This is a genomic window from Priestia sp. SRI_019, from assembly GCF_057586255.1.
The window spans coordinates 103,425-125,508 of sequence record NZ_JBYCZN010000006.1 but is presented as its reverse complement, the minus strand read 5'-3'; the positions used below and the strand labels follow the sequence as shown (position 1 = coordinate 125,508).

Annotated in this window: 18 protein-coding genes; 7 read left to right on the top strand and 11 right to left on the bottom strand. The window is 38.9% G+C overall.

Annotated elements, in window-relative coordinates:
* Positions 1–224 precede the first annotated feature (224 nt).
* Entirely contained in the window at positions 225–2,393 is a 2,169-nt protein-coding gene (locus AC2YJL_RS24210) for a peptidoglycan D,D-transpeptidase FtsI family protein (protein WP_230931757.1), read from the top strand.
* Positions 2,394–2,445: 52 nt separating this feature from the next.
* Here AC2YJL_RS24210 and AC2YJL_RS24205 read toward each other — a convergent pair whose 3' ends face one another.
* The 5 genes from AC2YJL_RS24205 to AC2YJL_RS24185 form a co-directional block, all read right to left on the bottom strand.
* Positions 2,446–3,015: a TetR/AcrR family transcriptional regulator gene (locus AC2YJL_RS24205; RefSeq protein WP_013081690.1), complete on the bottom strand. Its 570-nt coding sequence runs from the start codon at positions 3,013–3,015 to the stop codon at positions 2,446–2,448.
* 162 nt (positions 3,016–3,177) lie between these two features.
* Complete coding sequence (hemY, locus tag AC2YJL_RS24200) at positions 3,178–4,599, bottom strand: protoporphyrinogen oxidase (RefSeq protein ID WP_025751394.1); 1,422 nt, start codon at positions 4,597–4,599, stop codon at positions 3,178–3,180.
* A 137-nt stretch (positions 4,600–4,736) separates the two neighbouring features.
* Positions 4,737–5,669 carry a ferrochelatase gene (gene hemH / locus AC2YJL_RS24195; RefSeq protein WP_251569033.1) on the bottom strand — a complete coding sequence of 311 codons (933 nt, stop codon included), beginning with the start codon at positions 5,667–5,669 and terminating at the stop codon, positions 4,737–4,739.
* Positions 5,670–5,766: 97 nt separating this feature from the next.
* Positions 5,767–6,810, bottom strand: a complete 1,044-nt coding sequence (hemE, locus tag AC2YJL_RS24190) for a uroporphyrinogen decarboxylase (protein ID WP_211110576.1) — start codon at positions 6,808–6,810, stop codon at positions 5,767–5,769.
* A gap of 196 nt (positions 6,811–7,006) precedes the next feature.
* The gene (locus AC2YJL_RS24185) at positions 7,007–9,136 is read right to left on the bottom strand and encodes a transglycosylase domain-containing protein (protein WP_251569034.1); all 2,130 of its coding nucleotides are present in this window, start codon (positions 9,134–9,136) and stop codon (positions 7,007–7,009) included.
* Positions 9,137–9,321: 185 nt separating this feature from the next.
* Here AC2YJL_RS24185 and AC2YJL_RS24180 point away from each other — a divergent pair, with 185 nt between their 5' ends.
* Together AC2YJL_RS24180 and AC2YJL_RS24175 are read left to right on the top strand one after the other, a co-directional pair.
* On the top strand, positions 9,322–9,828 hold the full coding sequence (locus AC2YJL_RS24180; protein ID WP_251569036.1) for an antibiotic biosynthesis monooxygenase family protein: 507 nt from the start codon (positions 9,322–9,324) through the stop codon (positions 9,826–9,828).
* Positions 9,829–9,911: 83 nt separating this feature from the next.
* Positions 9,912–11,300: a hypothetical protein gene (locus AC2YJL_RS24175; protein WP_195695439.1), complete on the top strand. Its 1,389-nt coding sequence runs from the start codon at positions 9,912–9,914 to the stop codon at positions 11,298–11,300.
* 47 nt (positions 11,301–11,347) lie between these two features.
* Here AC2YJL_RS24175 and AC2YJL_RS24170 read toward each other — a convergent pair whose 3' ends face one another.
* The gene (locus AC2YJL_RS24170; protein WP_251569037.1) at positions 11,348–12,013 is read right to left on the bottom strand and encodes a phosphatase PAP2 family protein; all 666 of its coding nucleotides are present in this window, start codon (positions 12,011–12,013) and stop codon (positions 11,348–11,350) included.
* Positions 12,014–12,237: 224 nt separating this feature from the next.
* Here AC2YJL_RS24170 and AC2YJL_RS24165 point away from each other — a divergent pair, with 224 nt between their 5' ends.
* On the top strand, positions 12,238–13,446 hold the full coding sequence (locus AC2YJL_RS24165) for a M20 family metallopeptidase (protein WP_276510991.1): 1,209 nt from the start codon (positions 12,238–12,240) through the stop codon (positions 13,444–13,446).
* A gap of 113 nt (positions 13,447–13,559) precedes the next feature.
* Positions 13,560–14,279 (top strand): EcsC family protein, encoded by a 720-nt coding sequence (locus AC2YJL_RS24160; protein ID WP_028410280.1) that lies wholly within the window; start codon positions 13,560–13,562, stop codon positions 14,277–14,279.
* A gap of 37 nt (positions 14,280–14,316) precedes the next feature.
* On the opposite strand, the gene AC2YJL_RS24155 is transcribed toward AC2YJL_RS24160, so the two are convergent.
* Both AC2YJL_RS24155 and AC2YJL_RS24150 read right to left on the bottom strand, forming a co-directional pair.
* The gene (locus tag AC2YJL_RS24155) at positions 14,317–15,522 is read right to left on the bottom strand and encodes an ABC transporter permease (protein ID WP_195695442.1); all 1,206 of its coding nucleotides are present in this window, start codon (positions 15,520–15,522) and stop codon (positions 14,317–14,319) included.
* Positions 15,515–16,258 (bottom strand): ABC transporter ATP-binding protein, encoded by a 744-nt coding sequence (locus AC2YJL_RS24150; RefSeq protein WP_251569038.1) that lies wholly within the window; start codon positions 16,256–16,258, stop codon positions 15,515–15,517. The genes AC2YJL_RS24155 and AC2YJL_RS24150 overlap by 8 nt, the downstream gene beginning before the upstream one ends.
* Positions 16,259–16,949: 691 nt before the next feature.
* Between AC2YJL_RS24150 and AC2YJL_RS24145 the strand changes: the two genes are divergently transcribed.
* On the top strand, positions 16,950–17,384 hold the full coding sequence (locus tag AC2YJL_RS24145) for an HIT family protein (RefSeq protein ID WP_014461670.1): 435 nt from the start codon (positions 16,950–16,952) through the stop codon (positions 17,382–17,384).
* A 102-nt stretch (positions 17,385–17,486) separates the two neighbouring features.
* Here the strand turns inward: AC2YJL_RS24145 and AC2YJL_RS24140 are convergent, their stop codons facing one another.
* The 3 genes from AC2YJL_RS24140 to AC2YJL_RS24130 form a co-directional block, all read right to left on the bottom strand.
* Positions 17,487–19,382 (bottom strand): acyltransferase family protein, encoded by a 1,896-nt coding sequence (locus AC2YJL_RS24140; protein ID WP_251569039.1) that lies wholly within the window; start codon positions 19,380–19,382, stop codon positions 17,487–17,489.
* A gap of 303 nt (positions 19,383–19,685) precedes the next feature.
* Positions 19,686–20,129: a GNAT family N-acetyltransferase gene (locus tag AC2YJL_RS24135; RefSeq protein ID WP_195695444.1), complete on the bottom strand. Its 444-nt coding sequence runs from the start codon at positions 20,127–20,129 to the stop codon at positions 19,686–19,688.
* A gap of 17 nt (positions 20,130–20,146) precedes the next feature.
* A complete protein-coding gene (locus AC2YJL_RS24130) occupies positions 20,147–20,701 on the bottom strand; it encodes a PadR family transcriptional regulator (protein WP_025752934.1) in 555 nt (184 codons plus the stop codon).
* A gap of 253 nt (positions 20,702–20,954) precedes the next feature.
* Between AC2YJL_RS24130 and serC the strand changes: the two genes are divergently transcribed.
* Positions 20,955–22,052 (top strand): 3-phosphoserine/phosphohydroxythreonine transaminase, encoded by a 1,098-nt coding sequence (serC, locus tag AC2YJL_RS24125; RefSeq protein ID WP_195695445.1) that lies wholly within the window; start codon positions 20,955–20,957, stop codon positions 22,050–22,052.
* The last annotated feature ends 32 nt before the right edge of the window (positions 22,053–22,084 follow it).

Here is a 22,084-nt window from a genome sequence, read left to right as displayed (position 1 = left end):
AACAGGTAACAATATTGAACAACCGAGTGGAAAATATTGAACAACCCCCTTCAGCACCCTTCGACAGGTCTCTCTTCTTCCGCAAAAATTTCTATAAATTTTTTGTCTGTTTTATTCCACCTAATAACATTTATAGACAAAATTATGTTAATATGTAGAGTGATAGATTCATAAGAAAATTTATGAATTTTTTTAACTTGTATAAACAAAGTGAAGGGGTTTACATGAAAACTAAAAAGCGCAAAAAAACACATGTCTCATTTCGAATTAACTGGCTGTTTATTGTGGTTTTCCTGCTTTTTTCTGCACTCATTTTACGATTAGGCTTCGTACAGATCGTGTACGGAGAGAACTATAAACGAGAAGTTGAAAAAACAGAAGATGAAACGGTAGATTCACCGGTTCCTCGCGGAAAGATGCTAGACCGCTATGACCGCGTTATCGTGGATAATAAACCGTTGAACGCTGTCACGTACACGCGTTTGAAGGGCGTCACTCAAGAAGACAAGCTAAAAGTAGCTAAAAAGCTTGCCACTCTTATTGATGTTCCTGTTACAACAGACGTGTTTGGCAAATCGGATAAAAAGAAAGATAAAAATACGATTAAGCTAACAGAACGCGACTTAAAAGATTATTGGATTGCAACTCATCCAAAAGCAGCTGCGAAAAAAATTACCGCAGCAGATAAGCAAAAAGTAAAAGAAGGTCAGCTTTCTGAAGATGATTTGTATCCTCTTCAGCTGAAGCGCATCACCAAAAACGAACTTTTATCGGTGAAAGATGACCTTGAAGTGATTGCTATTAAAAGCAAGATGGAAGGCGGCTACGCGTTAACTGCTCAAATTATTAAAAGCGGCTTAACAGATAAAGAGCTTGCCGTTATTAGTGAGCAGCTGGGTGACTTGCCAGGCGTTGATACAACAACTTACTGGGACCGTATGTATACATACGATGGCTTACTTAGCACGCTGCTTGGTAAAATCACATCGGCAGATGAAGGATTGCCAAGCGAAAACTTACAGTACTACTTGTCCCACGGCTACAGCCGTAACGACCGAGTAGGAAAAAGTTATTTAGAAAAGCAGTACGAAGACGTTCTTCGCGGTCAAAAAGCTCGCGTGCAAAACATAACGGACCGCTCTGGCAACTTAGTTAGCCAAGAGACCGTTACAGAAGGTCAGCGCGGCAGTGACTTAATTTTAACAATTGATATGGAGCTGCAAAAGCAAGTCGAAGATGCTTTAACAAAAGCTGTCACTTCTGGAGACAGAGGAACACGATTAATGGACCGAGCGTTTGCTATTATGATGGACCCTCACACGGGAGACATTTTAGCGATGGGCGGAAAACAGCTTGTTACTGATAAGCAAACCGGGGCACGTAAAGTACAAGACTTTGCTCTTGGTAACATGACAACTTCTTATGAAGTAGGGTCCGCAGTTAAAGGAGCGACCGTTCTAGCAGGACTTGATTCAGGGGCTATTCAGCCCGGTACGGTTTTTTACGATGCGCCGATGAAGTTTGCTGGAGGAACAATTAAAAAATCGTCTCACCCAATTGGAGCAACAGGTATTCAAAAAGCTTTGGAACAATCATCAAACGTGTTCATGTACCGCACGGTTATGAGCATGGCTGGTGAAACGTACCGCCCTGGCGGTAAACTGAACATTCCACCGTCTATCTTTAACAAGCTGCGCTCATACTATAGCCAGTTTGGTCTTGGAATTTCAACGGGCATCGAATTAGAAAACGAATCAACGGGTATTCGTAATACCGTAACAAACGAACCAGGTAAAGCACTGGATTTTGGTATTGGACAGTATGATACGTACACACCGCTTCAGCTTGTTCAGTACATCTCAACGATTGCTAACGGTGGATATCGCATGAAACCGCACTTAGTAAAAGAAATCCGCGAGCCTGAGCTTGATAGCGAGCTAAAAGGAAGTATTCAAAGTTCTGTTGAACCGGAAGTGTTAAATCGTATTACGATGAGCCAATCAGAAATTGAAATTGTTAAACAAGGTTTCCGTCGCGTAGTCACAAATGGAACTGGTAGAGCTCTAGGAAACGGAACAGCATATGCAAAATACAACATTGCTGGTAAATCAGGTACAGCTGAAACCTTCAACAAAGGCGTAAGCGTACGTAACTCTACATTCGTTTCATACGCGCCTTATGATAATCCGGAAGTAGCAGTAGCGGTTGTTATTCCTTCTGCTTATGTAGCCGGAACTTCGAATTCATTAAGCAAACAAGTTACTGGTGAAGTTATTAAAGCTTACTTCGACCTTAAGAAACAAGGCGAAAAAGAAGTAGAGCAAAAAGAAGAAGATGCAAAAACAGGAAATACAGAATTAAACGGCGTAAAAAAAGATGATAATGAACAATAAAAAAGGTCTCGTCATGAGACCTTTTTTGTTTTTTCTATGAAAAAAGCCCATCTCACTGAGACAGACCGCGTAAAAAGTATAGTTCAATTAATTCAGCAATTTTTTCTTCTGAAAGCGGCTCATGCCGTTTTTCCCAATCATAGACGAGTGCAATGTACATTTTAAATAATAAAAAAGCTGTGAGCTCCGGGTTGCACGGTTTGATTTCTTTTTTAGAAATCGCAATTTCGATTTTGTTTTTTATATAAGTCAAAATCTCTTCTTCTACTCGCACCAGCACTTCTTGCACTGCTGTAGTGCCTAACTGCTGTTCCTGTACCAGCTTCAGCATGAGCTGATGCTCGGTGCGGAATTCTAAGATTCGAAAAATGGCTGCTTGGGCATTTTCAAAAAAAGGACGGTTGCTATCAATGACAGTTTCAGCTGCATCTGTCATTTCTCGAATCATTCGTGTAACAATTTCATCGAATAACTCTTCTTTGTTTTTAAAAAAAGTATAAATCGTTCCTTTTCCGACATTTGCAAGCTTCGCCACTTGCTCCATAGTCGTTGCTTTATATCCAAACAGCGCAAATGATTTTGATGCTGCATCAACAACTGATTGCTTTCGGTCTATAGCCACGTTATCCCCTTCTTTCTGACCAAATGAATATTTCAGTCAACAAGTACGGTTTTACTATAGCATAAGTTTCTTTTGCTTTTCAACCACAATCTCTTCTCTTAGTATAACCTTTCTCTACAGGTAGTAGACAAAAAAGCGGAGCATTGATTCACCGCTCCACTTCTACAGTTGCTGCACATATTTAACCGCTTTTTTAGCCACATCTTCTCCTTGCTCTACACATTCCGGTATACCGAGACCTTCGTATGAGCTTCCCGCTACATAAAGGCCGGCAAGCTCTTTTTCAAGCTGTTCGTTCATCGTATCTAGCATATCGTGATGTCCGACCGTATACTGAGGCATTGACTGCTTCCATCTCGTTACCGCGTAGAATTCGGGCTCAGCAGAAATGGTGATGAGCTTCTTCAAATCCTCCAGGACAATTTTAAAAATTTCATCGTCAGGCTGATCCACTACAGCTTCATCCCCGGTTCGTCCAACCAAACATCTCAGCAGCACTTTTCCTTCCGGAACCGCATGCGGCCACTTTTTATTCAGCCACGTGCACGCCGTAATCGTGTAATCGCTATTTCTTGAAACGGCGATGTTCATTGCATCTAGATTGTCTTGCAGCGCTTCTTGTGCAAAGGCTATCACAACAGTAGCTACTGAAGTGGATGGCATATGCTTCAACGGTTCGAATATTTTATATTCCGAAAGCATAGACTGAGCAGCTGCATGAGGAGAAGTTACAATAACGCTGTCTGCTTTTATTACTTTCCCGCTATTTAACGATAATTCATATGCGGTATCTTCTTTATAAATTTTCTCTACTTTTATTCCTTTTGTAATAATATCAGGATCTATTGCTTTTTCTACCCCATCTACTAGCGATTGAAGACCTTCTTTTAATGTTAAAAAAACACTATTTTTTTTAAACTCCGAATCATCACCGTGCTGTGGGTGAATTTCTTTTAGCTTTTTCATTCCAACAATTAAGCTTCTGTACTTATGTTCAGCATGCAAAAACTGTGGAAATGTTGATCGTAAACTCAAGCGATCAACGTCTCCTGCGTAAATTCCTGATAATAGAGGCTCAATTAAATTTTCAACAACTTCATCACCAAACCGTCTTCTAAAAAACACGCCTAGCGAACGGTCATCCTGATTTTTTGTCTTCGGTATAAAAAAATCAGCTGCTGCGCGCAGCTTGCCAACAGGTGAAAATAACCCTGTTGTGATAAAAGGAGATAACTTGGTTGGTATCCCCATTACAGCACCATCAGGCAGCGCATGCGGTGTATCTTTTACTAGAATATAGGATTTTCCTTTTTCATTTCCGACTAGCTCCCTACCTAGCCCTACTTCTTTTGCCAGTTTTGTAGCAGCTAGCTTACGCGCTAAAAATGAATCCGGACCTTTTTCAAATAAATACCCGTCTCGTTTGACCGTTTGAATTTTTCCACCAAGCCGATGCGTCGCTTCTATTAGTTGAAGATCAATTGGCAGCTGATGATCCTTTATTTTTTTTTGCAAATAATAGGCAGCTGAAAGACCTGTTATTCCTCCACCGATGATGACAACCTTTTTTCGTCTATCCGTCATGTTATCATCGCCTTTTCTGTAAAATTCAATATAAAGAGAAGCGATTATGGAAATCCATAGCTCGCTTCTTACTTTTCTCTATATTGATTATAAGTTACTTTTCATCCCTGTTCAACGTACAAAGAATCTATATTGACTTAACGGGCAATCTGTTTTAACACAACTGTAGCTAACCCATCGATAAATTCAGGCTGTGCATTGGGCATTTCAGGGCGGTAATAATCAGCCCCAATTTCATCTGTCACCACTTTGCATTCATAGTCGTTATCATAAAGTACTTCTAAGTGGTCTGCGATAAATCCAACCGGAGTATACACGAACGATGTATAGCCTTTTTCTTCGTGCAATTCTTTTGTTAAATCTTGTACGTCCGGACCAATCCATGGTTCTGGTGTATTTCCGGCACTTTGCCAGCCAATTTCATAATGTTCAATACCAGCTGCTTGTGCAATTAAATCCGCTGTTTCTTGAAGCTGATTTGGATATGGATCTCCTGCTGCAATAATTTTTTCTGGCAAGCTATGCGCAGAAACAATCAACACGGCTTTTTGGCGTTTCTCTTCGTCTATTGAATCAAACGTTTGTTTAACACGTGTAGCCCAGTACTGAATGAACTTTGGCTCACTGTACCAGCTTTCTACTGAATGAATGATTGGTCCTCCTAATTTTTCAGCCGTCTCTTTGGCGCGCCCATTATAGGATTTTACGCTAAACGTTGAAAAGTGAGGTGCAAGCACAATGCTGACCGCTTCTTTAATCCCGTCTTTATGCATCGCTTCTACTGCATCTTCAACGAACGGTTCAATATGCTTTAAGCCAAGATACGCTTTAAATTCAATCTCGTCCTGTACTTCATTCAAGCGCTTTTCCAGACTTTCCATTTGCTGTTGCGTAATTTTTGCAAGAGGTGAAATACCCCCGATTGCTTCGTAGCGGTTTTGTAAATCTTCTAAGGCTTCCGGTGAAGGTTTACGTCCGCGGCGGATATGTGTATAGTAACGTTCAATATCTTCTTCTTTATATGGCGTTCCATATGCCATTACAAGTAATCCCATTACTTTTTTACTCATGTGTTCGACACCTCTTTGTTAGATTCAATACTTGTCTTCATTTTGCCATGAATAAAAAGAAAAATTCAAAGTTTAGCGCTCCAAATTATTTGACAATTTATTGTCTATTTGCAGAATATTCATGAATAAAGGTTGTTAAACGCTTCAACGTTTCCGGCTGAACCTGTGGAAAAACGCCGTGCCCCAAGTTAAAGATGTAACCAGGACTGGCCATCCCTTTATCTAATATTTCTGTTACACGTTCTTCAATAACTTCCCATGGAGCTAACAAAATAGCAGGATCTAAGTTTCCTTGCAGTGTTTTTGTTAAGCCTAATGCACGTGCTTCATCCAGCTGCGTTCGCCAATCTAATCCCACTACATCAAGCGGCAGATCATGCCATTCTTTTGCCAAATGACTTGCCCCTACTCCAAACATAATAAGCGGTACATTTTTTCCACGTAAAGAGGTGAAAATTCGTTCCATAACAGGTTTTATAAAGTAACGATAATCCGCTACATTTAAAGCACCTACCCATGAATCAAAGATTTGAATGGCTTTTGCCCCAGCGTCAATTTGCGCTTTTACATATGTAATCGTCATATCGGCTAACTTATCCATTAGTGCAAACCATGCTTTAGGTTCCGTATACATAAATGCTTTTGTTTTATTGTAATTTTTTGAAGGTCCTCCTTCAATCATATAGCTTGCCACTGTAAAAGGAGCACCCGCAAAGCCAATTAGAGGTACGTTTAACTGTTCCGTTGTTAACAGCTTAATCGTATCTAATACATACGGAACATCTTCTTCCGGCGTAATTTCTCCTAGTTTTTCTACATCGCTTAAAGATTGAATTGGATTCGAAATTACGGGACCAATTCCTGACTTAATTTCAACATCCACTCCAATTGAAGGAAGCGGTGACATTATATCTTTATATAAAATAGCTGCATCCACTCCGTACTGTTCAACGGGCAGGCGTGTTACGTATGCCCCAAGCTCCGGCTGATGAGTGATTTCAAATAAAGAGTACTTCTCTTTTAGCTTTCGGTATTCCGGCTGTGAACGCCCTGCTTGGCGCATATACCAAACCGGAACATGATCCGTTTTTTCCCCTCTACAGGCTTTTAAAAAAGTATCGTTAAACGTTCCTTGACTCATAATTTCCACCTTTCTCGATTGTCTTCCATCCGTATTTTCTTCGATTAGACAGACAATAATCAGCAAAGGAACATACCGGTTCCTCTACTGATTAAAGTTTCACGTTATATTCTCTACTTGTCACTATACCCATTTCTTTACGACTTGTATAGCCACCTGCTAAAAATGTCAAAAATTCGCCCTACTCTTCCTTTTTTTATTGAAAAAGAGCAGGTGTTACTTCGTTGGATTTTTTTCCTTTTTGTTCTGTTTGGGAATTGTAAGGAACTACATAATAAGTAGGACTGTCGAGCAGATTCACACGCTCCTTTTCAAATGCTCCTTTTCCCTTCACTTTGCCAATTACTTCGGCTTTATCTCCTTTTTTCTCATAAACATAATAAACAGCTCTTTTATCAGGTGAAGGTGTCCACGATAAATTTACCGTTAGCAAACCAAATGGATGGAATGTTAATTCTTGTTTTAAGTCTTTAACTTGCTCTAAGCGTATTGGTTTTGGCAAATCTTTAACGCCTGCTGGCTTTTGAAATGCAGCTTCGTCGTAACCAGCTCTTGTGAGAATGTCTTTAAATAATAGAGTCGGATAAGAACTTCCTTTTGTTAAATAATGCTGGTCATTTGTAGAATCATATCCCATCCAAACGCTTCCTACAACATCTGGCGTATATCCAACGAACCAAGCATCCCTTGTGGCTCCTTTAACATTCGTATACGAAGTAGACCCTGTTTTTCCTGCTAACTCTCCTTTAAACTCTCCATTTTTTGCCGTTCCTTCTTTAACAACTCCTTGAAGCATTTTTGTCATATACCAAGCCGTTTGTTTTGAAAATGCTTTGTGAGTGTCGGGAACAGCTTTTGCAATTACTTTTCCGTCTTGATCTTTTATTTCTTGAATAAAGTACGGTTGGATGTTTTCTCCGTTTTCAGCAAATGCCCGGTACGCTCCTGCTAATTGAAGCGGTGTAGCGCCTTCCTTTAATCCTCCAAGAGCAATCGCAAGCCCTTTATCTTCTAAGGGAACTCCTAGCTTTGTGAGATACTGCTTACTTGTTTCAACTCCTAGCTGATTCAATGTCCAGACAGCAGCTGCGTTTTTAGAATCTTTTAGGGCATCGTACATCGTTACCTTTTTAGCATATTGACCGTCTACATTTTTAGGTGTGTATCCCCCGTAGCTTCTAAGCTTGTCTTGCAGCAAAGAATAAGGCTTGAATTGACCTTCTTCTAACGCAGGGCCATATACTGCAATAGGTTTCATCGTAGAACCTGGCTGTCTTTTGACATTTACACGATTGAGCGATTTTTGTACATAATCTCGTCCTCCCATAACAGATAAAACTCCTCCGCTTTTGTTATCGACTAATACAAAAGCACCTTGGGCACTGTTATCTGTACCTGGAAAATAACGATTTTCTTTCATCAGCTCGTAGGCGGCTTCTTGTACTTTTGTACTCATCGGTACTTTGACCGTATAACCGCCGCGCAGAAGCTCATTGCCCGAAATGCTGTATTTCTTCTCTGCTTCTTGAATGACCATATCGATATAGGTTAAATAAGCTGGGTTTTTAGCCTGTTCCTTTACGTTCAACCCCAGCGTTCTTCCTTGCAAACGGACATTTTTTTCAGCTGATAAATAACCTGTTCTTTGCATGGCATTTAACACAACATTCCTACGTTCTATACTTTTTTCTGGATGTAAAATAGGAGAATAAGAATTCGGTGCTTTTGGCAGTGCAGCGAGCAGTGCACCTTCTTCTACCGTTAATTCGGAGACATCTTTATTGAAGTAAAGCTTGGATGCAGCTTGGATTCCATAGGCTCCGTGTCCAAAGTATATTTGGTTCAAATACATTTCAAGCAGTTTTTGCTTGCTGTAACGCTGCTCCAAGTTAATGGCCACCACTACTTCTTTTGTTTTTCTAAGCAGCGTTTTGTCATTAGATAAAAACACATTTTTAGCCAGCTGCTGTGTTAAAGTACTTCCTCCTTCAACACTTCCTCCAGCCAATATATCTCGGTATAATGCTCGACCAATAGATTTAAAATCGATTCCGTGGTGTTCATAAAAACGAACGTCTTCAATTGAAATAAATGCTTGTTGCACATGCTTTGGAATCTTATCAATTGAAACCAAGTCTCGATTTTTCACATAGAGCTTTGTTAATTCCTCTCCATTTTCGTCCACTAACCTCGTAGCCGAGTCCATGACGATCTTTTTCTCATCAATTACATAGTTTCCAAGAAACAAGATGATAATATATCCAATCAATCCTAATAGAAAAATTCCAACTAAGGCAGCAATTGCGTATAAGCCTTTTTTGTACATCGTGCCACCCCTTTTCTTTCTCTAAACTTTTGATAATATGGAAAACAACTTCATCAATGTTTTACTTTACCATCTTCATTAGAAGTTCACAATTTTTGAATTTTTGTGTGTAAAATTCTATAATTTTAGTATGATTTACAATTGTAAATTGTATGCAATTCCCAATTAGAAAGGAAGTATAATCCATGAAGATCTTTATTACTTACGGAACAGGCCCTTACCTTCAGAAGTTGATCGACGAACATCCGAGTGAACGTTTGTTACTGCTTCACCAAGATGACGATCAATTTGCACTAGTTCACGAAACAGATGGAGATACAATTTTTAAAGAAGGACATGCTTATGAAGTATTAGATGCTTCTGGAGATCTTGCAGATAGCGGATTTGCTGTACTAAATAATATTTCAGTTACAGATGAAGGCCGTCCTTTGTTTGAACAGCGATTTAGCCAACGAGCTCGTTTAATTGAAAATGAAGAAGGCTTCTCAGCTATTCGTGTGCTTCGTCCACTGCAAAATGACACATACATTATCTTTACAGGATGGAAAGATGAAAGTTCATTTAGCGATTGGCAGTCTTCAAAAGCCTATAATGAAGCACACAAAAAACGCGGTACGTCAGAAGGCGTGGATCAGCAGCCATCGATTTTCTCTCGCCCTTCTTATGTGACCTCATACCACGTAGTTAAATAAGTAAACATCCTCCTAGTAGGCGAGTATCACAATAGGCACAAACGTCATATTGTATACTACATCACCTATTGGGAGGAATTTTTATGGGCATAGAGCTTGGAGCTCTTCATTGGATGTATGTCCTTTTTATCGCCTTCATTATCGGCTTTATGATTATGCGGCGAGATACGAGTATCCTTTGTATACTCGGGATTTTTTTGCTTTCCTTAACGGCTACCTCTTCGTTAAGCCACTCCGTCAGCGCTGTTTTTTCCAGCTTCATTTATGCCATTACAGAACTGCTTCCTACCATTTTAATTATTTCAATTATTGTATCTATGAGTAAAGTCTTAATGGCTACGGGAATAAATGAATCGATGATTTCACCTTTTGCTCGCCTCATTAAAACACCTGCTCTTGCCTATTGGGTTATTGGATTAGTTATGATGACCATCTCCTATTTTTTCTGGCCTTCTCCAGCCGTTGCTTTACTTGGAGCCGTGCTTTTACCAGTAGCCATCCGCGTAGGGCTTCCAGCTATAGGCGTAGCTGTAGCGATGAATTTATTCGGCCACGGTGTTGCGCTTTCAGGAGACTTTGTTATTCAAGCTGCTCCTAAGATAACAGCTGACGCAGCAGGTCTGCCAGTTCACGAGGTGGTTCAAGCAAGTGTTCCTCTGGTCATTGTGATGGGAGTTGTTACGACACTCTCTGCTTTTTACTTTTTAAAACAAGATATGAAGCACAATAGAATTCACGCTCAACCGACAATGTTAACAAACAGTTCTTCTGTCCAGTCCACACCTCTTTCTTCTTCAATACGCCGGGCTTTAGCCATTATAGTTCCCCTTTTCTTTGCTATAGACGTATGGGCAATGTTCGCCCTTCATTTACAGGGAGGAGATGCGACTGCTCTCGTTGGCGGCACGGCTTTGTTTATTTTAATGGTGGTTTCACTTATTGCTCACAAAGGAAAAGGTCTCGAACAAACAACTTCCTACTTGATTGAAGGCTTGCAGTTTGGTTTTAAAGTATTCGGTCCCGTTATTCCAATTGCAGCTTTTTTCTATTTGGGAGATGCTGGATTCACAAAAATCATTGGTGACTTTCTTCCGAAAGGATCACATGGACTCGTAAATGACCTAGGCGTTGCGCTTGCTTCCACAGTGCCGTTAACCGCACAGGTCGCCACTGTAACGATAACTGCTCTAGGAGCTATTACCGGATTAGACGGTTCAGGCTTTTCAGGCATTTCACTTGTAGGCTCTGTCTCTCATTTATTTGCATCTGCTTTAGGATCGGGCGCTGCCACCCTAACTGCTTTAGGGCAAATTGCTGCGATTTGGGTTGGGGGAGGTACATTGATTCCATGGGCATTGATTCCAGCTGCTGCGATTTGCGGAGTCAGTCCGTTTGAACTCGCCAGACGTAATTTAAAACCTGTAGCGATTGGATTAGTCGTTACAACAATTGTCGCGATGTTCTTAGTTTAAACAAAAGCCCCCTTCTTTTTATGAAGGGGGCCATATGTATATATTTTTTACATGCCTTTTGGAAACTCTTTTTCCGCTGAAGGTTTTATGTAGGCATAAACAAGCGTATAGAAGAAAATGCCTACAATAAGCCACATAAGCCCTAAGCTGTAGCCAGCTAAGACATCTGTTAAAAAATGTTCTCTTAATAGAATACGGCTCACACCTATTAATAAAACGATTAAAGTAATTGTAAGCTGATACCGCTTGGCTACTTTTTGACTGTTCATATGATTTGTGAGAAAAAAGATAATCAGACCATAGATAAGAATTCCCATCATTGCATGGCCGCTTGGAAAACTGTAGCCTTCGATGCCTTCAAGAGGACGTCCTCGTTCTACCGCATCTTTAACTGCTTTATTAATAATATCACCGCTTAAAATAAGTAAAAATGCCGATATCATACCGATATAGTCCTTTTTGAAAAATAAAAAAACGAGAAGTACAGCTAAAAGAACCATAATCATCACTTTTGAAGCTAAAAAAGACAAGCCATGAAAAATAGATGACGCTGACTGAAGAATAGTGCTGTCACCTATAGCTGAAACAAGCCAGTGGTCTCCTTGAAAAGAATCTGTCGACACAACAAACAACACTCCTAAAAAAACAAGACCTGCCCCCCCAAACATCCACATCAATTTTTTGTACAGAGATACAGTTTGTGAATCTACCATATCGTTACCTCCTATTATCTCATGAGAAAATTGGTAAAAAACTCATTCTTTATCCCTATTCCTCACCTTATGTATCTATTATGTATATAAAATATTTCATGATTCAATTACTTTTTCCAATAACAACGCTTACATTCTTTTCTTTTTTATAGATAATGATATAATGATTAAAATGTCAAAAAATTCAAAACTTTATTCAACTTATACAGAAAGGATATGGTCACGTGAATCCCAAGCTACATACTTTACTTGAAGAAAAATTTGATGAAATGATTCAAATCCGCCGATATTTGCATCAGTATCCAGAACCGTCTTTTAAAGAATTTCAAACCGCTGCCTACATTCGATCTTTTTATGACAAAATCGGTATTTCTTACCGAGCAAATGTAGGAGGAAACGGCATTGTAGCAAGCATTCAAGGAGGAAACCCTGGTCCTACTGTAGCTTTGAGAGCCGACTTTGATGCCCTTCCTATTCAAGATGAAAAAGATGTACCATATCAATCAACTGTTCCGGGTGTGATGCATGCGTGTGGTCATGATGGTCATACGGCTACTCTTTTAGTCCTTGCTAAAGCGCTTTTTGAAATAAAAGATTCTCTCCCTGGTAAAATCGTCTTCATTCATCAGCACGCTGAAGAGTACGCTCCCGGAGGCGCCAAGTCCATGATTGAAGACGGATGCTTAGACGGTGTAGACGCGATATTCGGAACGCATTTATGGTCCTTAACTCCAACTGGTGTCGTTCAATATCGAACGGGCCCTATTATGGCTGCTGCTGATCGCTTTGAAATTACGATCAAAGGAGCAGGCGGACACGGTGCACAGCCCCACAAAACAAAAGATTCAATCGTCATCGCCTCTCAGCTTGTTGTTAATTTACAGCAAATTGTAAGCAGACGTGTAAACCCAATTGATTCAGCGGTTGTGAGCATAGGTTCTTTTGTAGCGGAAAATGCATTTAATATTATTGCTGATTCTGCTCGACTAATTGGAACGGTAAGAACATTTAATGAAGATGTACGAAATGATGTCGAAAAAGAAATCGAACGAATTGTCCAAGGTACATGCTTAACAGCTGATGCTTCTTATGAACTGAGTTATACGCGTGGCTATCCTTCCGTCGTCAACCACCCCGAAGAAACGGCCTTTCTTGCTTCTGCTGCTTCTCAAATCGATGAAGTTCATACAGTCGAAGAAACGGAGCCTCACATGACTGGGGAAGATTTCTCTTATTATTTGCAGCATATTAAAGGAACGTTCTTTTTTACAGGAGCTCAGCCAGAAGGCGTAGATGCTCCTTATCCTCATCATCATCCTAAATTTGATTTTAACGAAAAAGCAATGCTTATCGCAGCTAAAACGCTTGGTACGGCTGCTGTTGAGTATTTAAGAGAACAAGCTCCTTCTAAAAACGTAATAAAAGCGAATTAATCATTCAGCAAGCATTCGTACAGATAAGCAAACGAGTGCTTGTTGTTTTATTTCAGGAACCTTTTCCTCACTTAAAACGTAGTATTTATATCGACTGAAATGAGGTGATTTTTTTGAATACGTATGAAGAAAAAGTGTTACAAGAAGCTGAACATTGGAAATTCAGCATGTTGAAACGACCTTCTAAATTTCAACGGACCGCAAAATCTTTACAGCTTAAAATAAATGAAAAAATCCCTGCTAAAGTCCATAAGATTATGACTGAAAGCATAAAAAAAATGGTTGAAACCACGCTTGTTGGATCCGATTTCACTACTAAAAAAAGAGATGTCAGCGGTCTTTCGTTTGAAGAAAAAGAGAAAAAAATTTTGGAGCTCATACCTAAGTACAAAAAAACTGCTGCTGTAGAAGGAGCTGGTACTGGTGCAGGCGGTCTCCTTTTAGGTGCAGCAGATTTCCCGCTTCTTCTTTCCATAAAAATGAAGTGCTTATTTGACATTGCCGCTACGTATGGTTTTGATGTAAAAGAAAAAGAAGAACGCATTTATATGCTGTATATTTTTCATCTTGCTTTTTGCAGCGATGACCATAGAACGAAGCTGCTTGAAGTAGTAGAAAACTGGGAGGAAAAGAAAGAGGAACTTCTTGAGCTTGATTGGAAAGCTTTTCAACAAGAATACCGCGATTACATTGATGTTGTGAAAATGTTTCAGCTGATGCCGGGAATTGGAGCTGTTGTAGGTGCCTATGCTAATTATCAGCTTCTTGACCATCTCACAAAAGTAGCGATGAACGTCTATCGCTTTCGGATATTATCTTCGTCACAAAAGTAGTCTAAAAACGTAAAAAAAGCTCCATTCGGAGCTTTTTTTACGTTAATTTTTTATTTACATATGCATTTACAAATAAGTGAATAAATATAGCACCTGCTGCCACGGAAAGCAGTGCAGCAACTAGATTAGAAAAAGCCACCGCTATGGCGAGTACAAGAATTTGTACATACAGCGCTTTTTTCCATACGTCCAAAAATGCCTTTTTTCGTTCTTTAGCTTCAACTGGATAAAGAGAAAGCCATAAAATCTGTTTGTGCTGCTTCCAAAGCGGGAGTAATTGAAAACCCGTCATGTACACAACAAATAAAACAACCACTATATTGCCGTATTGAAACGGCGCAGCTACAATTAAAAATCCGCCAATGACAGTTAAGCGAACGAGCAAGCTTAAATAATCTCCTGATCGCAAAAATGTTCTGGTGTACAAGTAATGGTAAGTGGCACTTTGACGAAATGGAATACGTGCTACTAGCCAATCTAAATATCTACGGCGTTTAATTCGCTCTTTTACCTGAGGAACGTCCGTAAATAAATTAGCTAATCGATAAAAATAGCCCATGCGCTTTTCTTCTAAGTCAATTAGCTTTTCCCATTTAATCGGCTTTCTTTTTGTAAGCGAGCGATAATAAATGGCTAGCGCAATCATAATTACCGCTACGATTCCTGTAAAGAATGCGTATGCATGCGAAAATAAGAAATACGTAAAAACTGCATTCAAGAAAAACCTGACGATATAATCTGTCCACTTCGCCCACTTTTCTTCAAACCATACGGCCCACCAAGACATGCCTAAGTTTACAACTTTCAAGATGAGTAATAGCAGAAAAAACACAAAAACGTTTGAGTAAGAATCATGCATTACCTTTACGTGAAGAGGTGCTGCTGCACCAGTTGCAAATAATAAAATATAAAGCTGAATCGTAAAGGTAAACCAAAAAGATTTTTTAAAATAAGGCTGCAGCTTCGTCTCCAAAGGAAGTAAAAAGACTAAATCAGGTCGTTTTAAAAACGTTTGAATTTGACCCATGGTTAAAATCAATCCCATAAGTATCGCAATCACTACAGCTGAAGGAAACGCAGGTGTTAATGTACTCAACCACTGTTGATAATAGTAGGCCAAACCGCCAATCGCAAAAATTAACACTAATTTAATGTGGTCATTTAAGATATATTTTGTATATCTTCTTATATCCACTAAATACTGCTGAAACCGTTGCTTCCATAATGCATCAATCTTACTCATAGCCTTCTTCCTTTGTTAATTCAATATAAATTTCATCAAGAGTAGCATTGCACATTTGAAATTCTTCTTGAAGGTCTTTAAGCGTTCCTTGCGCTCTTACTTCTCCGTTATGTAAAATAACAAATTTATCGCAGTAGCGTTCCGCGGTCGCCAAAATGTGTGTGGACATTAAAATGCCTGCACCTTGCTTTTTCATATCCGTCATCAAATCAAGTAAAGATTGAATACCAAGCGGGTCTAACCCTAAAAAAGGTTCATCAATAATATAAAGAGACGGCTGAACCAAAAAAGCGCACATAATCATAACCTTCTGCTTCATTCCTTTTGAAAAATGCGCAGGGAACCATTTTAACTTCCGGTCTAAACGAAATTCTTTTAAAAGCGGCTGCAGACGGGCTTCATATGTTTGAGGCTCAAGTCCATAAGCCATAGCTGTCATATCTAAATGTTCTTTTAATGTTAATTCATCGTATAGCACAGGAGTTTCTGGAATAAACGTAAACTGACTTCGATAACCTGTTGGGTCTTGTTGAAAGGTTTTATTATTAATGGATACACTTCCTTTTTTTGCTTCCATTAATCCAATGATATGTTTAATCGTTGTACTTTTGCCGGCCCCGTTTAACCCGATTAATCCGACTAATTCACCTGCGTTTACATCAAACGATACATCTTTTAAGACGGGAGTTTTTGTATATCCCCCTGTAATATTGTTAATTTGCAATAAAGAACCCATCACGATCTCCTTTTATTTGTTCTTTTTTGTCTCCAAGCGCAAGCGCTATTTGCTCTATTGTACCAAATCTTTTTCTTCCTCACATCGTTTTCAATTTTTTTCGGTTAATTTTTCCAGAATATAATCGAAATATCGGGACATTCTATATAGGGAAGAAGGAAAACAAGTTATTGATTACAACTAATCATTACAAAGCTTCTTACATTTGGGATGAGGTGTCTACAGCAGGCATATTTCAGAAAACCTTATTGTAAATCGATGTATGTTTGATTCATAAGGGGATGGTAGTCATGAACGTAGTAAGAATATATATAATGGGTAGACAATAATGTTCATTTATTACTGTGTAAATGAGGTGTTTGTCAAAGACCAAGAACGATTTCGTTCACATTGTATATTTTTTTAGCTCAATGCTTAAATGAGGTGTTTGTTAAAGAGAATATACTTTTTCAAGTTACTGTGTCATTAGGCAATGCAATTACGTAAATGAGGTGTTCCTTAAAGATCATATGCTGCATTAAAAGCTATTTTTTCCTTCTTCACATAACGGGATGCATAATCGTTTGCATCCCGTTTTTGTGTATAAAATACCAGCAGCTATTTCTTGCCTGCTGATTGCATTTCTACTTTGTGGTAAAATAAACGTACATGTATACCCATACATTTATATTGGTAACGGAAGGTGAACATAATGAGCACACATGATGAAAACTGTATTTTTTGCAAAATTATTCGCGGTGAAATCCCAGGTGCAAAAGTATTTGAAAATGAACACGTATTAGCTTTTTTAGACATTAGTCAAGTAACAAAAGGTCATACGCTGGTGATTCCAAAAGTACATAAAAAAGACATTCACGAACTAACGCCGGAAATTGCGCGCAATTTGTTTGAAGTGGTTCCTCAAATCGCAAATGCAATTAAAGAAACATACAGCCCAATCGGCTTAAACATCTTAAATAATAATGGTGAAAAAGCTGGTCAATCCGTGTTTCATTATCATATGCACATTATTCCTCGCTATGGGGAAGGCGATGGATTCGGTGCTGTATGGAAAGAGCATACAAGCGAATACACGCCTGAAAAACTTCAAGAAATCGCTGGCAATATTTCTTCTCGCCTTTCTTGAAACAAAAAAAGCTTACACATGTAAGCTTTTTTTGTTTTATCTATTCATTTAATACATGTTTAATCAGTTTGTGGTATAAAACATCGTGCGGCTTTTCACTTATTATGAACGACTTTCCGCCTTAACTTCTAAATTCATACGTTCTTCAATCAATTTTGTTAATGCTCTTGATCCTTCAGGTACCAAGTGGACACCATCTGATGTAAAGTATTCGGGGTGCTTAGAAGCCTCTGAGTACCAATCTACGAGCGTGACGTGATCAAACTTTTCAGAAGCAGCTTTCAAGTTCTTGTTCACGGTGCTTTCCCACGAACGAGGAACGCGCGTATTCACTAAGTAAACGTCCGCGTGTGAAAAAGCTTTTAACAGTTGTTCAAGTTCTTCATTTGTAAAATAGCCGTTTGTTCCTAACTCAATAATCACTGCGCTGTTCGGATTATTAAATGCTTGATAGCTAGGAGTTAGCTGCAGTGCTTCATTGAGCTGCCTTCCTACTTTTCCGTCAATCGTAATACTAAGCGGCATCTCTTTAAGATTAGGAGCAATATCCAGCATGACCGAGTCTCCAATTGCAAGAACATCTCTGTAAGAATTCGGCTGCTGTTTTTCTTTGGCATCAGATTTTTCTTCCCCGGAACTCTTTTCCGCGTTCTCTGCTTTTTTATTATCCGCTTTGTTCTTGTCTTTGACAGAAGTTGAAGCATTTTCTTTATGATTCGTTTGAATTTTAACCTCTGTCTCTTTTGCTGTCGTTTCATCCTTTTGCTGCGTACTAATAGCAAAGCTTGTCATATCCGCTGTAAACAGCGCCAAAAAGAAAATGAGACTGCCCAAAACCGCTTGTCTCGAACGAGAGAGATTACGCCATTTAAAAAGCTCTCTCGGATGGTAGTGCCGGAAATAATAGCGAAAGCCGCGTGTGCGGATAGGCACTTCGATGTAACGGTAAGAAAGTTCAGCAATGATAAATGTAAGGCCTACTTGTAGCAGCGCATGCCAATAGACCGGGCGGCCAATCTCGGATACAGGCGTTGTAAGAACAATAACCGGATAATGCCACAAATAGATGCCGTATGATCTAGTACCAAGCCAGCGAAGCGGTTTAAACGACAGAGCTTTTCCTAAAAAACTACTAGGATGACTAATTGTTGCAACCAGTACAGCAGCGTTTAAACAAATCAGCAGCATTCCACCTTGATAAAGAAAAGATGCATGAGTATACTCATCAACGCTCCATACGCAGAGAATAAATACAAAGAAACTCACCATACTTACCGCGTTTAATACTTGCTTGCCTACGGCTGGAAGATTTTTTGATGATAAACGATACATCGGCCAGGCAAATGCAAGTAAACAGCCGATTAAAAGGGCAAACAGCCGAGTGTCGGTTCCATAATAAATACGGCTAGGATCTCCTCCTGGCTCATATAAAAAAGACATTAGAATAGCTGAGACCATTACTCCAGCTAAAATGAATAGAGAAAGAATTCCTCTCTTTTTGATAAATTTTAAACCCAACAATAAAACAAGTGGCCACACAATATAAAACTGCTCTTCAATAGCCAGTGACCATAAGTTCTTTAATGGTGACGGTGACCCAAAACTATCAAAATATGAAACTTTATGAAAAATAAACCACCAGTTACTCATATAAAAAATAGACGATAATGCATCGCCTCGTAGCGTTGTTAACAATGGCCGGTTAAATAAAATAACCCAAGCTGCAGTCAATACTACCATCACATACACAGCCGGAAGAAGTCTTCTCGTTCGGCTGATCCAAAAATGCTTCAAATTTCCCAAAGGATTTTCCCAAGATTGCACGAGTAAAATCGAGGTAATTAAATACCCTGATAATACAAAGAAAACGTCAACTCCTAGAAATCCTCCAGATGCCCATCCAAATCCTAAGTGATAGGCAATAACAGACATAACAGCGAAAGCTCGAAGTCCATCCAAACTATATATATACCTATTTTTCTTTTCCTTTGCACTCATAAAAATGCCTCCAAGCAATATGTACAACAAATTTCTTTCTCAATAAACATTAAGAATATTACGTAAATGTTACATTTTTGTTACAAAAATCATTATATACAATATTATTACTTTCTTCAATATATCACTTACTTAAAATCAAAGAATAAGTAAAAAGAAACAAATTCATTATCTATCTTATTCATAAATTACTAATTTAGTAGTAGTCATATCGATTCTATCTGCGCAGTACTAAAGCCTAACATCTTTCTTTCACCTTACCCGTTTGAGAAATAGAAAAACTTCACACAATTGGTGAAGTTTCTAAGGTGTCTTTAGCATATCTAGGTGGGGAAGCCCTTCATCTGAATAAATATCGGAAATAGGTCTAAAACCAAACGATTCATAAAATGTTTGAAGTCTGCTTTGAGCTTGAATTTTAATTGTCTTCTCGTGCAACTCATTTTCTAAAAAATCAATTCCTCTTGCTACTAGTTCTCTTCCAAGACCTGTACCGCGCTGTGCTTGTTCTACAATAATGCGCCCAAGAGAAGCTTCCCGATAGCTAATTCCTTTTGGTAAAACTCTAAGGTATGCGATAATTTTCTCATTCTCTTTTTTGAACAAGTGATAAGCAAGTTTGTCTTTTCCATCTACTTCTAAGTAAGCACACTTCTGTTCGACAACAAAAATAGCGGTGCGAACCTGTAGAATTTCGTAGAGTTCATCGTTTGTCAGCTCTTGAAATGATTTTATGCACCAAGTCATGATCCGCTCACCTTTTCTTATTGTTCTTTTTCAATTAAATTCAGCGTACGTTCAAGCCAATTGATATAGCTTGTCTCCCGGTCTTGAGCGCGAGATAGCACCAAATAATGACCAAATTGAGGAGACGAAACGGTAATGTGATGATTAACTTGTTCCAAAAGGTCATCCATTCGTTTCTTTAAAAAGGTTAGCTTCACTTTCCTGCTTGATAGCTGATTATCTATTTGCTGCTTTAACTCTTCTATTGACATGGATGAAGCAAAATAAGCTTTTAACATAAATTCATCTTTAGTTGTTTCAGGAATAGGATCAATCGTAGTGAGCCACTTGCTTAACTCGGCTCTTCCTTCTTCCGTTATCGAATACATCTTTTTTTCTAATTTCTTGCCTTGAATCACGGTTTCATAGCGAATAAATCCCTCTTCTGTTAATCGCTTTAACTCAGGATAAATCTGGCTGTGCTTAGCACTCCAAAAATTACCGACCTCTTCTTTAAAAAGCCTCGTAATGTCATACCCGCTGAGCTCCTTCTGATCTAAGAGCCCTAATATGGCATATTTTAATACTCTCATTCTGTTCCTCCACATTATTTCTTCCATCAGTATAGCATATAAACATTTCATTTACATGTTTGCCAAAACATGTTTGCGTATACTTTTTATTTATCTTTTTTCTATTATTTTCTCTTTACAGATTAATTTAAATTTTTGAAAAGTTACCTCCACAATCAATGGTTTTCATGATAGTATAATGATATTCTTTCTGACATCAGTCATTAGCCATTTTGTATGATGAGTGTTCGAACTAATTTGAGGAGGAATTAATGTGATTACGTTAAACAGAGCTTATAATTTTAATGCAGGTCCGTCTGCGCTTCCCCTACCTGTCTTACAACTTGCTCAAGAGGAGCTAGTTAATTTTAAAAATACAGGTATGTCTGTGATGGAATTATCACACCGCAGCAAAGAGTTTGAAGATGTATTAACACATGCTAAAGAAACACTCACGGAATTGCTTAACATTCCAGATACACATGAAATTTTATTCCTGCAGGGCGGAGCAAGCCTGCAATTCTCTATGATTCCAATGAATTTTTTATCTCCCGATCAAGTCGGTGCATATGTACTAACCGGATCATGGTCGGAAAAAGCATTAAAAGAAGCAAAGAAACTTGGAAAAACAGCAGTTGTTGCTTCTACTAAAGAAGAGAACTACCGCTCTATTCCAGCTTTAGATGATGTAAAGCTTCCAAAAGAAGAAATTGGGTACTTGCATATCACGTCCAACAACACCATTTTTGGTACACAATGGGCTGACTACCCTTCTATCGAAGGAGTAGACTTAATTGCCGACATGTCAAGCGACATTCTTTGCCGTCAAATTGATGTATCTAAGTTCTCACTCATTTATGCTGGTGCTCAGAAAAACCTCGGACCATCTGGTGTCACGGTTGTCATTTTGAAGAAAGAATTACTTAAACGTATTCCTGAAGGTTTACCAACAATGCTGAATTATGAGACACACGTAAAGAGCAACTCTCTTTACAACACTCCTCCAACGTTTGGCATTTACATGCTTTCACTTGTTTTAGATTGGATTAAAGAACAAGGTGGCGTTAAAGCAATTGAAGCCCAAAATCATAAAAAAGCTAAGTTACTCTACACAAGCATGGAAGGTTCAAATGGTTTCTATACCCCTCACGCTACAGAGGAAAGCCGATCAATTATGAACGTAACGTTTACTTTACCAACCGATGAGTTAACTGCTGCGTTTTTACAGCAAGCAAAAGAAAAAGGCTTCGTAGGATTAGCTGGACACCGTTCAATCGGCGGATGCCGCGCTTCTATTTACAATGCTGTACCGCTTGAAGCGTGTGAAGCTCTTGCCGCCTTTATGGATGAATTTGCACAGGCAAACGCATAATTGGCAGAATTAACAGATCCTTTTTTCACATA